The 12,804-nt window shown below is 43.9% G+C and carries 8 protein-coding genes; 5 read left to right on the top strand and 3 right to left on the bottom strand.

The window, feature by feature from the left end; all coding sequences use genetic code 11:
• Nucleotides 1-32: 32 nt before the first annotated feature.
• On the top strand, nt 33-467 hold the full coding sequence (locus FLP08_RS11380) for a retropepsin-like aspartic protease (RefSeq protein WP_156276865.1): 435 nt from the start codon (nt 33-35) through the stop codon (nt 465-467).
• A 236-nt stretch (nt 468-703) separates the two neighbouring features.
• Here the strand turns inward: FLP08_RS11380 and odhB are convergent, their stop codons facing one another.
• The 3 genes from odhB to FLP08_RS11395 form a co-directional block, all read right to left on the bottom strand.
• Nucleotides 704-1,975 carry a 2-oxoglutarate dehydrogenase complex dihydrolipoyllysine-residue succinyltransferase gene (odhB, locus tag FLP08_RS11385; protein ID WP_156276866.1) on the bottom strand — a complete coding sequence of 424 codons (1,272 nt, stop codon included), beginning with the start codon at nt 1,973-1,975 and terminating at the stop codon, nt 704-706.
• 43 nt (nt 1,976-2,018) lie between these two features.
• Nucleotides 2,019-4,799, bottom strand: coding sequence for a 2-oxoglutarate dehydrogenase E1 component (locus FLP08_RS11390; protein ID WP_156276867.1), 2,781 nt, complete (start codon nt 4,797-4,799; stop codon nt 2,019-2,021).
• Between the two features lie 173 nt (nt 4,800-4,972).
• Entirely contained in the window at nt 4,973-5,947 is a 975-nt protein-coding gene (locus tag FLP08_RS11395) for a polyprenyl synthetase family protein (protein ID WP_156276868.1), read from the bottom strand.
• A gap of 140 nt (nt 5,948-6,087) precedes the next feature.
• Between FLP08_RS11395 and FLP08_RS11400 the strand changes: the two genes are divergently transcribed.
• From FLP08_RS11400 to FLP08_RS11415, 4 genes are read left to right on the top strand one after another with little or no spacing between them, the layout of a single operon-like run.
• Nucleotides 6,088-6,690, top strand: a complete 603-nt coding sequence (locus tag FLP08_RS11400; protein ID WP_162431050.1) for a TetR family transcriptional regulator — start codon at nt 6,088-6,090, stop codon at nt 6,688-6,690.
• On the top strand, nt 6,680-8,119 hold the full coding sequence (locus FLP08_RS11405; RefSeq protein WP_156276869.1) for a TolC family protein: 1,440 nt from the start codon (nt 6,680-6,682) through the stop codon (nt 8,117-8,119). The genes FLP08_RS11400 and FLP08_RS11405 overlap by 11 nt, the downstream gene beginning before the upstream one ends.
• A 22-nt stretch (nt 8,120-8,141) precedes the next feature.
• Nucleotides 8,142-9,311, top strand: a complete 1,170-nt coding sequence (locus tag FLP08_RS11410; RefSeq protein WP_156277188.1) for an efflux RND transporter periplasmic adaptor subunit — start codon at nt 8,142-8,144, stop codon at nt 9,309-9,311.
• A gap of 5 nt (nt 9,312-9,316) precedes the next feature.
• Nucleotides 9,317-12,778 carry an efflux RND transporter permease subunit gene (locus tag FLP08_RS11415; protein WP_156276870.1) on the top strand — a complete coding sequence of 1,154 codons (3,462 nt, stop codon included), beginning with the start codon at nt 9,317-9,319 and terminating at the stop codon, nt 12,776-12,778.
• The last annotated feature ends 26 nt before the right edge of the window (nt 12,779-12,804 follow it).

Here is a 12,804-nt window from a genome sequence, read left to right on the forward strand (position 1 = left end):
TGCTTTGAAATCTTATATTTGTAAAAAAAAGCATGTCTTTAAAAAAGCACCTGGAAGAGAAAGGATACCACCGAGTAAAACTTAAGTACACTAAAACCAATCACCTGGAACTCGTGGCCAGGATCAACAATATCGAAGGGAATTTTATATTAGATACCGGAGCCTCCAGCACCTGTGTAGGCATCGATGCGGTAGAACATTTCGACCTGCTTTCTGAAGACAGCGACATAAAGGCGGCCGGAGCCGGCGCAACCAACATGATCACCCAGATCTCCCAGAAGAACCGAATAGAGATCATGGGCTGGAAAAAGAAAAAAGTAGACCTGGTACTTTTTGATCTTAAACATGTGAACGAAGCCCTGGTTAATCACAAAGCAGACAAGGTGCACGGCATCATAGGCGCAGATATTCTCAAAAAAGGGAAAGCCGTAATAGACTATAAGAACAAGGCTCTATATTTGAAATAAGGGAAAAATCCCCTTTGACTCATATAACTTATATAATTAAGTTTGAGTGGTTACAAAATTGAATAATATCAAGACTAAAATTTACTCACAGTTCTTTTTCATACTTCTGGCCATTCTGGTCGTGGGTATTTTAGCATTGAATATTGTACGTTTGTTAGTTTTGTTTTAATTTTTGTTAGAATAAAAAAGGGGTACGCATCAGCATACCCCTTTTTATTTTCTTATTTCTTACTGCTCTATAATTCAAGAGCTCTTTTTACATCATTATCCATCAGTAACTCTTCAGGATTTTCCAGTGCCTCTTTCACTGCTACCAGGAATCCAACAGATTCTTTACCGTCGATGATCCTGTGATCATAAGATAAAGCCACGTACATGATTGGCCTGATCTCTACATGACCATCTATGGCTACAGGTCTTTCCACGATATTGTGCATTCCAAGAATAGCACTTTGTGGTGGGTTGATGATCGGTGTAGATAGCATAGAACCAAACACTCCACCGTTAGTTATGGTGAAAGTACCTCCGGTCATTTCATCTACCGTTATCTTTCCATCTCTGGCCCTAAGGGCAAGACGTTTTACCTCAGCTTCCACTCCTCTAAAACTTAGGTTCTCGGCATTTCTAATCACCGGAACGGTAAGACCTTTTGGCCCGGAAACCGCGATACTGATGTCCTTATAATCATAACTAACCATATAGTCACCATCGATCATAGAGTTCACCGCAGGATATTCATCCAGAGCACGAATAACTGCCAGGGTAAAGAAGGACATGAATCCAAGGCTCACCCCGTGCTTCTCCTTAAAGTCTTCTTTGTATTTCTTTCTCAGGTTGAAAATAGGAGACATATCTACCTCGTTAAAGGTAGTAAGCATTGCTGTGTCGTTCTTCGCGCTAACCAGACGTTCAGCCAGTTTACGACGGAACATGGACATCTTCTTTTTCTCTTCTCCTCTGGTACCTGTACCTGGAGTACCCATAGAAGCTTTGGCTTCTACTGCATCTTCCTTGGTCACTCGTCCATCTCTGCCGGACCCTTTAACGTCCTTAGCGTCTATTCCCTTTTCATCAAGGATCTTCTTAGCTGCAGGAGAAGGACTCCCGGTAGCGTAAGTATCCTGTTTTTGCTTTGGAGTACTGGATTTAGAAGGCTCTTCGGTCTTGGCATCTGCCTTGTCGCTGTCCTTCTTATCCTCTTTCTGCTCCTGGCGCTCTTTCTCTTCTTCTTCGGCAGGTTTATCATCTGAATCTCCACCTCCTGGCTTCTCAGCCTCGGTATCGATCAAACAAACCACCTCTCCTACTTCTACCACATCGCCTTCTTCAGCCTTAAGAGTGATGATACCACTGGCTTCTGCCGGAAGTTCCAGTGTAGCTTTATCGCTATCAACTTCGGCTACCGCCTGATCTTTTTCAACGTAATCCCCGTCTTCTACCAGCCACTGGGCTATTTCAACTTCGGTGATGGACTCCCCGGGTGAAGGAACTTTCATTTCTAAGGCCATGATTATTATCTATTTTGTCTCCTGAATTCCAGGATATTGATTCTTAATTATTTTCTTCTTCGTTTAAATTCTTATCAAAAACACTGTTGATCACGCGTTCATGGCGTTTTTTGAAACGCACGGCACTACCGGCAGCAGGTGATCCGTAGAACTTACGGCTACATACCCTGAAATTGCGCGCTTCCTGGAAGTGCAGCAACAGGTGAGCATAAGCTCCCATATTACGGGGCTCTTCCTGGGCCCAAACCACATCATCAGCATTTTTATATTTTTCCATCATCTCCTTCATTTTAGAAGTAGGTAATGGGAATAGTTGTTCTATTCTTACCAGGGCAACATCATCCCTGTCGTTTTCTTCCCTGTGCTTTAACAGGTCATAGAAGAATTTACCGGTACAGAATACAAGGGTTTTCACCTTTTCCACTTCTGCTTCAGAATCATCTATCAGCGTCTGGAAACTTCCGTTGGCGAATTCTTCTTTGGTTGAGATCACTTTTGGATGACGAAGTAAACTTTTCGGGGTAAAGATGATAAGAGGTTTTCTGAATTCAGCTTTCATCTGCCTTCTCAAAATATGGAACATGTTCGCCGGTGTTGAAACATCGGCCACATACATATTGTCTTTCGCACAAAGCTGAAGGAACCTTTCCATTCTACCCGAAGAGTGCTCTGCTCCCTGGCCTTCGTAACCATGAGGCAGTAACATTACCAGCCCGTTCTGAAGCTTCCATTTATCCTCAGCTGCAGAAATATACTGGTCTATCATGATCTGGGCTCCGTTCACGAAGTCCCCGAACTGGGCTTCCCAGATGGCCAGGGTGGTCGGGCTCGCCATGGCATATCCATAATCGAATCCTACAACCCCATATTCTGAAAGCAGGGAATTATAAATAAAGAAATCTCCCTCCCTGTCTTTTATATTATTGTGAAGAATGATCTCTTCTTCACTGTCTTCAACTTTCACTACGGCATGACGATGCGAGAAAGTACCACGTTCACTATCCTGACCGCTAATTCTCACATTGTAACCTTCGGTCATTAAAGATCCGTAAGCCAGGTGCTCGGCCATGGCCCAGTCCAGCTTATTATCTTCAAAATACATTTTCTTCCTGTTGTCTACGAGCTTTTTGATCTTTCTCATAAACTTCTTGTCCTCGGGAAGTTGTGAAATTGCCTCGGCCACCTCATCAAGTTTCTTAAGATCGAAGGTAGTATCTATCTCCTTCATCATCTCGTCTTCCTGGACATTATGGAAACCTTCCCATTCATCCTGCATAAAAGGAGTGATCCTGGTGGTTTCTTCTTTTCGGGAATCTTCCAGTTTTTCCTCCAGCGCTGCCTTGTAGGTATCTTCAAGCTTTTTAAGATAGGCGTCATCTACAACTCCTTCTTTTTTCAGCTTTTCGAAATAGATATCGCGGGCATTCTCATGCTTGGCAATAGCCTTGTACAGTTTAGGCTGGGTAAACCTCGGTTCATCACCTTCATTATGGCCATATTTTCTATAACCTAACAGGTCGATGAACACATCCCTTTTAAATTTCATTCTGAAATCCAGCGCAAAAAGTATCGCATGCACTACCGCTTCCGCATCATCTGCATTTACGTGCAATACAGGAGAAAGGGTCACTTTCCCCACATCTGTACAATAGGTAGAACTTCTTGCGTCAAGATAATTGGTGGTAAACCCTATCTGGTTGTTTACCACTATATGAATGGTTCCGCCGGTTTGATAACCTTCCAGCTGAGCCATTTGTACTATTTCGTATACCAGACCCTGGCCGGCAATGGCCGCATCACCATGTACCAGGATAGGAAGGACCTTTGAATTGTCCCTGTCGTATCTACGATCCTGCTTTGCACGGCTTATACCTTCTACCACGGCACCTACGGTTTCGAGGTGAGAAGGATTGGGTGCAATATTGATATTAATCTCGTTTCCGTTATCGGTAGTTCGGCAGGAAGTCCAGCCCAGGTGATATTTTACGTCTCCATCAAAAATATCCTGTTCATAATCTTTCCCGTCAAACTCACTGAAAATATCTTTGGCGTTCTTTCCGAAGATATTGGTAAGCGTGTTCAACCTTCCACGGTGAGCCATTCCCATTACAAAATCTTCCACTCCCAGTTCTGCAGCCTTTTCGATAAGCGCATCCAGGGCCGGGATAAGGCTTTCTCCACCTTCCAGTGAAAATCGCTTTTGCCCAACATATTTTGTGTGAAGGAAAGATTCGAAGGAGACCGCTTCATTCAGCTTCTTTAAGATCTGCTTTTTCTGGGTCTCATCGAATTTTGGATGATTTTCGTTCACATTCAGCTTGTTCTGAATCCACTCGATCTCTTCCGGTTTTCGAATATACATATACTCGATCCCGATAGACTCGCAGTAGATCCTTTCAAGATGCCTGATTATTTCTTTTAAAGTAGTGGGCCCTATTCCAAGGATATCTCCGGCATTGAAAGTGGTTTTCAGGTCACTCTCTTCAAGTCCGAAATTTTTAATATCCAGTGTTGGGGTATACTTTCTACGTTCCCTAACCGGGTTGGTTTTTGTAAATAAATGCCCTCGCGTGCGATACCCGTCGATCAAACGAATTACCTGAAACTCTTTTACGACATGCTCGGGGATCTCTCCTTCGGCAAAGTCTACAGGAGCTTCACCCAATACTTCCTGAGAAACGCCATTTTCCTGCATTCCAAAGTCAAACCCTTGAAAGAAAGCCCTCCAACTGGGCTCCACGCTATCAGGATGTTTTAAATATTGATCGTAAAGTTCTGCGAAATATGCAGTATGAGCAGCATTTAGAAATGAAAATCTATCCATAAAATTGAAACAAATGTTTCTTTTGTTTTAAAAACAAAGCAAAAATACAATTTTTAAAAAAAACAGCTTGCAGGCATTATGATAATTCTCTATATGATTATAGGAATTTTAACAAACACCTGAATATAGCCCTTTTATGGTAGAAAACGGATAGAAATAAGAATTTATAAGCCTTAAACCTGTCGGTTCATGAGCATTTCCCCGAATTGGCGAAGGGGTTTTTTCTTCTCTTCGGGCAGTTCGATCCTGTCGAGGATTTTAAAGGCTTTATCCGTATAATTTTCGATCTCTTTACGGGTAAGTTCAGCCGCACCACTTGATTCGAACAGCGCTTTTACCGCCTCGATCTTTCCGGAATTATCTGCCGGAGAAATGGTATAAAGGTGCTCCAGCTGAAGGGCTTCACTTCTACCTGCAAGCTCCAGGGTCTTCAGGTATAGAAAAGTTTTCTTGTTTTCAATAATATCACCCCCGGGTTGTTTGCCGAAAGTTTCAGGATCCCCAAAGGCGTCCAGGTAATCGTCCTGAAGCTGAAACGCAATACCTAGCAATCTACCATATTGGTAAATGGCCTCACGGCACTCCTTAGAAGTATCGGCAACAATGGCACCCATCTGCAGGGAAGCACCTACCAGGACGGCTGTTTTATATTCGATCATTAACAGGTAATCCTCGATACTAACATCCTCACGGGTTTCAAAGTCTATATCGTACTGCTGCCCTTCGCAAACCTGAATGGCTGTTTTGGTAAAAAGCTTGGAAAGTTCCTTAAAGGTCTCACCTTCGTAATTTTCAAAAAGCTGGTAGGCGTTTATCAGCATGGCATCCCCGGAAAGTATCCCCGTATTGATATCCCACTTTTCGTGCACGGTATCTTTCCCCCTTCTAATGGGCGCGTCGTCCATGATATCATCATGAACCAGCGAAAAATTATGGAAGATCTCGATCGCAAGTGCCGCATCCAAAGCCTTTCTATAATCGCAGTCAAAAAGGTCTGTAGCCATTAATACCAGTACAGGACGTAATCTTTTCCCTCCCTGTTCAAGGATGTAGACCATAGGCTCGTAAAGATTTACGGGTTCCTTCACCTGAATCTTCTGGTGCAAATAGTCGGTTACGGCTTCTCTATACTGGGATATGTCTAGCATGTATCGAAAAATTTTTGGCTAAAATACCCAATTTGCAGATTCTACAAATTTTAAGCTATTGTTAAATCAGATTAAAACGAAGGAAACTTTTATTGTTTTTAAAGTTTCCATGCGTACATTTGCCGAAATTTATTCAAATAGTGCAGGAAAAAATATTGCATACCGCAACCGAGATGTTCCTACAGTATGGTTTTAAAAGTGTGACCATGGACGATATCGCTGAAAACATGGGCATATCGAAAAAGACCATCTACGCGCATTATTCCACCAAAAACAAACTGGTGCAGGCCAGCGGCTCGCATTTGCTGAAAACTATTTCTGAAGGTATCGAAGAAATAAGGTCAAGGAAACTAAACCCGGTGATCGAGAACTTTGAGATCAAGCAATTTGTAAATCAGCATTTAAAAGGCGAAAAGACCTCACCTCACTTTCAGCTGAAGAAATATTACCCCAAGGTTTTTGATAAACTTATCGAAGAGCAATTCCAGGTGCTGGAAGATTGTGTGGGTGATAATATTTCTCGCGGGATGGAACAGGGATACTACCGCAAACAGATCAATGTGCCTTTTGTTTGCCGTATTCATTTTGTTGGAATGATGGGTGTTAAAGACAAAGAAGTGTTCCCCGTAGAACAATTTAGCGAACAGGATCTTACCGAAGAATTTTTGAATTACCACCTTCGGGCGATCTGCACCCCAAAAGGAATTAAAACTCTTGAAGAATACACTAATAATGAAAAATAGACCAGTAAATGTTTTATGCTTTTTTCTCCTGGCCCTAACAGGAATGTTCGCCCAGGAAGAAAACCCGAGAAACTACAGGTTTTCTATCGAGGAGGCTATAGAATTTGGAATCGAGAATAATTATCAGTCCCAGATCGCTGAGAAGGACGTACAGATCGCCCTTAAACAAAAATGGGAGATCATCGCCCAGGGACTTCCGCAAATAGATGGGGCGGTAGACTATCAGAACTTTCTGAAACAACCGGTAACCCTTTTACCCGCTGCGGCTTTCGATAATACCCAAAGCACCATAGATATTGTTGAGGAGTATTTTGACGATGTACAAAGGAACGATGTGCCGGTAAATGCTCCAGAAGGTTTTATCCCGGTGAGGTTTGGAACCAAGCAAAGCGTGAATGCGACGGCTACCTGGAGGCAACTCCTTTTTGACGGATCTTATATAGTAGGTATCCAGTCCGTAAAAACCCTGTTACAGATCTCCAAAAATGCCAAGACCAAGACCGACCTGGAGATCAAAAAATCTGTCATAAGCGCCTACGGAAATGTCCTACTGGCCGAAGAAAGTGTGGATATCCTGGAAAAGAACGTCTCCACAGTACAGAAGAACTACAATGACACTCAGAAGATCTACGAGAACGGACTGGCTGAACAGGAAGATGTGGAGCAGCTGGAAATAACCCTGTTAAGGCTTAAGAACAATCTTAGCCGTAGTGAAAGAATGCGTGATATTGCTTACGAACTGCTCAATCTTAGCCTGGGAATCCCCGTAGAAGATGAAGTTATGCTTACCGATGATCTTGATGCCCTGGCCATGAAATATTATGACCCGGCCATCCTGAATAAAATCATCCCGGTAGAGGAAAATATAGATTACAGGATCGCCAAGAACTCGGCAGAATCTGCACAGATCCAGGTAAGACTTCAGAAAGCCAAGGCTTTACCCACCCTTAGCGGTTTCGTGAATTACGGTTACCAGGGCTTCTCCGATAAATTCACCTTCCTTAACAGCGACCAGGAATATTTTGGACAATCCATTTTAGGAGTGAGTCTAAATATCCCGATTTTCAGCAGCGGAATGAGAAGCGCCAGGACCCAGCAAAGAGAACTAGAATACGAACAGGCCTTACTGGACCTGGAACAGACCGAGAACGATGTAAAACGCCAGATCAATATGGCGAAAAGCGAGTATGAGTTCAGCATTGAAAGTTATCAAAATGCGGTTAGAAACCTTGAACTGGCAGAAAGGATCGAGAATAAGAACCAGATAAAGTTCTTTGAAGGCATCGCCAGCAGTTTCGAGCTTACCGAAGCACAAAGACAACTATACACCGCCCAGCAGGAATATCTACAGTCTATGCTGGATGTGATCACCGCCAAGGCAGAACTTGAAAATTTACTGGATACTAGAAGTTATAACGATGAAAACTAATCTCCCAATTATACAGAAGAACATGAAAAGACTAATACTATTATTCGCATTACCCCTGGTCCTCATTTCCTGCGGTGGAGACGCGGAAACAAAGTCTATAGACGAGGTACTGGAAAGTGAAGACCTCAGCCAGATAAGGGCCAAAAAATCTGAACTCAGTACCGAACAGGCCCAGATCGCCGAACAGATAGACCGCCTGGACGAGGCCATCAAAAAACTGGACAAGAACAGAAGAATGGACCTGGTAAGCGTACAAACCGTGAACGATACTCTCTTTAAGCATTATGCAGAAGTGCAGGGTAATGTCGCTACAGATGAAAATATCATCATCTACCCTGAATTTTCAGGCATCCTTACCGATGTTCGTGTGAACGAAGGTCAAAGAGTTTCAAAAGGACAGGTGCTTGCACGCATCGATGATGGTGGCCTTCAGAATGAACTTGCACAGCTGGAAGCCCAGGAGAGACTGGCCAAAACGACTTACGAAAGACAGGAAAGACTTTGGGAACAGAACATAGGTTCAGAAATGCAGTACCTGCAAGCCAAGACCAATTACGAGGCTTTACAAAGTTCGGTTAACAGTTTGAAGTCTCAATTGGACAAGACCGTGGTTCGCGCTCCTTTCAGTGGAGTGGTAGATGACGTGATTAGCGAGCAGGGTGAAGTAGTAAACCCGGGACAGAACCAGCTTTTCAGGTTGATAAGCCTGGATAATATGTATGTAGAGGCCGATGTTCCCGAAAATTACCTGAATAAGGTTTCTGAAGGTACCGAAGTCAAGGTGAATATTGGTTCTGTAGAACGTGAATTCGAAGGAAAGATCAGCCAGGTTGGTAACAATATCAACCCGAATAACAGGACCTTCAGAATTGAGGTTGCGGTACCAAAAGAAAAGGATCTTATCAAGCCCAACCAGATCGCTACGATCAAACTGAACGATTATACTTCAGAAAACGCTATCGTGATCCCGGAAAGCAGCATTCAGAAGAACGCCCAGGGAGAAAGCATTGTTTACGTGCTGGAGCAGGAAAATGACAAGAATTTCGGAACTGCGAAAAAAGTGATCGTGGAAACCGGGCTGGTTTACAATGATTCCATCGAGATCAAAAAAGGCCTCGAAAGCGGACAAATGCTGATCACCGACGGTTCGAAAAACATTCGCGACGGGCAGGAAGTTAAATTCAGAAAATAAGCAGAATGAAATTAGATAAAGAATTCAAACTCTCCTCCTGGGCGATAGATAACAAGATGACGGTTTACGTCATCATCGCCATCATCATGATAGGCGGACTTCTCTCCTATTATAGTATGCCCAGGGAATCATTTCCTGAGATCATAGAGACCAAGATTTATGTAAGTTCCATTAACCCGGGTAACTCGGCAGAAGATGTTGAGAAATTCATCACCGAACCTCTCGAAGAGGAATTCAATGATGTTGGGGGTGTTAAGGAGATCAGCTCCACTACCCTGCAGGATTATTCCCTGGTGATCGTGGAATTTGAAGAGGAAGTGAATGTAGATGTTGCCAAACAAAAGATCAAGGACAAGGTAGATCTGGTAAAGGCAGAGACCACCTGGCCTACCCTGGATAATGGCGCTAAGGTAGAACCCAACGTTTTTGACCTGAACCTTTCAGAAGAACAGCCTATCCTGAACATCAACCTAACGGGAGATTATACCGTTCAGCAGTTAAAGGATTATGCCGAATATCTCCAGGAAAAGATCGAATTACTTCCGCAGATAAAGGAAGCAAGTATTCGCGGGGCTGAAGATATGGAGGTTGAGATAGCCGTGGACATCTACAAGATGAGCGCTTCAGAAGTTAGCTTTCAGGATATTATTAGCGCAGTGAGTGCTGAAAACAGGACGATCTCTGGTGGTAACATTATCACCAGTGGCGTTCAGAAGAATATCAGGATCATTGGTGAGATAGAAGATCCTGCCGAATTGCGGGACGTCGTGGTAAAAAGTGATGGCGGAAATATCTTCTTAAAAGATATCGCTGAAGTCAATTTCCAGGAAAAAGATGCGACCACTTACGCCAGGGAATATGGCAAGCCGGTTGTAATGCTGGATGTGAAGAAGCGTAGTGGGAAAAACATGATCGAGGCGGTGGATGAGATCAAGGAGATCATCAAGACCGAGCAGGAAGAATACCTTCCGGAATCGCTGGACATCAGCCTTACCAACGACCTTTCTACAGACACCCGTAACCAGGTGAACGACCTGGTGAACAACATTATTTTTGGGGTGATCCTGGTAGTACTGGTATTAATGTTCTTCCTAGGTTTTAGAAACTCCCTTTTCGTGGGACTGGCGATACCTTTATCTATGTTCCTTTCTTACATTATCCTGTCCAGTCTTGGCTACACCCTGAACACTATGGTGCTTTTCGCCCTGGTAATGGGTCTGGGGATGCTGGTAGATAACGGGATCGTGGTAGTAGAGAACGTTTATACCCTGATGGATGAAGGATGGCCAAGGATCAAGGCCGCCAAGCAGGGTTTGGGCGAGATCGCCTGGCCCATCATCGCCTCAACAGCCACCACGCTAATGGCATTTTTCCCTCTTGGATTATGGCCGGGAACCATAGGTAAGTTCATGGTGATCTTCCCGATCACCCTGTCTATCGTACTTGGTTCCTCACTTTTTGTGGCCCTGATCATCAACTCCATGCTTACCTCACAATTCATGAAAACCGAGGAAGGCAGGATCTCTAAAAAGAGGCTTATCAGGATAAGCATCATCATGGCCGTGATTGGCGTGGTATTATTGGTATCTGGATACCTGGTGAAGCTTGGTGCCCTAAGAGCATTGGGTAACCTGTTCCTGCTTGGAGTGATCCTGATGTGGTTCTACAAATACGTACTCTCTGGAGCCGTAAAATATTTCCAGTTCAAGTCGCTGAAAAAACTCGAAAGCAATTACGAAAGATTTCTAAAGTTCGCCTTAAGGGGAAGAAAAGCATATGCTTTCTTCTTCGGAACCTTGCTTTTATTGTTCTTCTCTTTTGTTTTGATAGGGCTCGTACAGCCAGACGTTTTATTCTTCCCGGAGAACCAGCCTAAGCAGGTGATCACCTATATAGAATATCCTGAAGGCACCGACATCAAAAAGACCAATGAACTTACCAGAAAGGTGGAGGAGCAGATCTTTGATGTGGTTGAAAAATATGAAGATGAGGATGGCTATAATTTCATGGTAGAATCGGTTATTTCGCAGGTAGGGGAAGGAGCCGGAAACCCACAGACCGATGGCGGACAGCAGAACGAAATGCCGCATAAGGGAAAGGTCACTATTGTGATGCGAGAATTCAAGGAACGCCGTGGAGTAGAAAGCTCACAGGTACTGGCAGAAGTTCGCGAGGCCGTGAACGAATTCCCGGGTGCTTCCATTCAGGTAGAAAAAGATGCCGCGGGACCTCCGGCTGGTTATCCCATCAACATGGAATTGAAAGGTGAAGATTATGAAACCATGCTGGCCGAGGCCGAAAACCTTAGATCTTATATCCAGGAACTAAGCATTCCCGGTATTGAGGAACTTAAAATTGACGTGAACAAGTCTAAACCCGAGCTTGATGTAAGGGTAGACCGTAGAAAAGCCGGTCAGTTAGGGGTTTCAACCTCTCAGGTAGGACAAACGCTGAGGCGTGCCATCTACGGGGAAGAAGTTTCCACCTATAAAGAAGGAGATGACGACTACGAGGTGAATGTTCGTTTCAACGAAGAGTTCAGGTATAATGAGAACGCGCTGTTTAACCAGCCTATTACCTTCAAAGATCAGAATTCTGGCCAGACCAGGCAGATCCCAATTTCTTCCCTGGTGGAGACCGAGGTGGCGTCATCCTTCAGCTCAATAAAAAGGAAGGACCTAAAAAGAGTGATCACAGTTTATTCCAACGTGTTGCAGGGCTATAATGGTAACCAGATCGTAGATCAGTTAAAGACGGCACTCAAGAACTATGAAATGCCAGAGGACATAAGCCTGGAGTTTACAGGAGAGCAGGAGGAGCAGCAAGAAAACATGAACTTCCTGTTAAAAGCTCTATTGATAGCCCTAGGAGGGATCCTGTTGATCCTGGTAGCCCAATTCAACTCGGTTTCGAAACCTATCATTATCCTTATGGCGGTGGTTCTTAGTCTCGTGGGTGTATTCCTGGGACTTATCATTTTCCAGATGGACTTCATCATCATCATGACCATGATGGGGATCATTTCCCTTGCCGGGATCGTAGTGAACAACGCCATCGTACTAATAGATTACACCCAGATCCTTATAGATCGTAAGAAAAAGGAACTGGACCTGGAGGAGGATGCACTTTTAACCAGGGCACAGTATTTTGATGTGATCGTAAGAGGTGGTAAGTCAAGGCTGAGACCGGTATTGCTTACGGCAATTACCACTGTGCTTGGTTTAATTCCACTGGCAGTGGGACTTAATATTGACTTCTTCGGATTGATCACAGATTACGATCCGGGAATCTATATTGGAGGAGATAACGTGATCTTCTGGGGACCATTGGCCTGGACGGTGATCTTCGGTCTTGTGTTCGCCACCTTCCTAACCCTGGTGGTAGTACCTGTAATGTTCTACCTGGTGAACAGGGCAAAGGTTAGGTTCGCCGATAAACGAAAAGAAAAGCAATTGAATAAAGCCTAAGAACAAAAAAGCCCGAAGCGATGCTT

Origin of the sequence: Christiangramia aestuarii (assembly GCF_009735585.1) — a bacterium.
Taxonomy (GTDB): domain Bacteria; phylum Bacteroidota; class Bacteroidia; order Flavobacteriales; family Flavobacteriaceae; genus Christiangramia; species Christiangramia aestuarii.

Coding starts and splice junctions, on each gene's coding strand:
- FLP08_RS11410 (WP_156277188.1), top strand. CDS start 8,142: ATGAAAAGACTAATACTATTATTCGCATTACCCCTGGTCCTCATTTCC.
- FLP08_RS11405 (WP_156276869.1), top strand. CDS start 6,680: ATGAAAAATAGACCAGTAAATGTTTTATGCTTTTTTCTCCTGGCCCTA.
- FLP08_RS11390 (WP_156276867.1), bottom strand. CDS start 4,799: ATGGATAGATTTTCATTTCTAAATGCTGCTCATACTGCATATTTCGCA.
- odhB (WP_156276866.1), bottom strand. CDS start 1,975: ATGGCCTTAGAAATGAAAGTTCCTTCACCCGGGGAGTCCATCACCGAA.
- FLP08_RS11395 (WP_156276868.1), bottom strand. CDS start 5,947: ATGCTAGACATATCCCAGTATAGAGAAGCCGTAACCGACTATTTGCAC.
- FLP08_RS11415 (WP_156276870.1), top strand. CDS start 9,317: ATGAAATTAGATAAAGAATTCAAACTCTCCTCCTGGGCGATAGATAAC.
- FLP08_RS11380 (WP_156276865.1), top strand. CDS start 33: ATGTCTTTAAAAAAGCACCTGGAAGAGAAAGGATACCACCGAGTAAAA.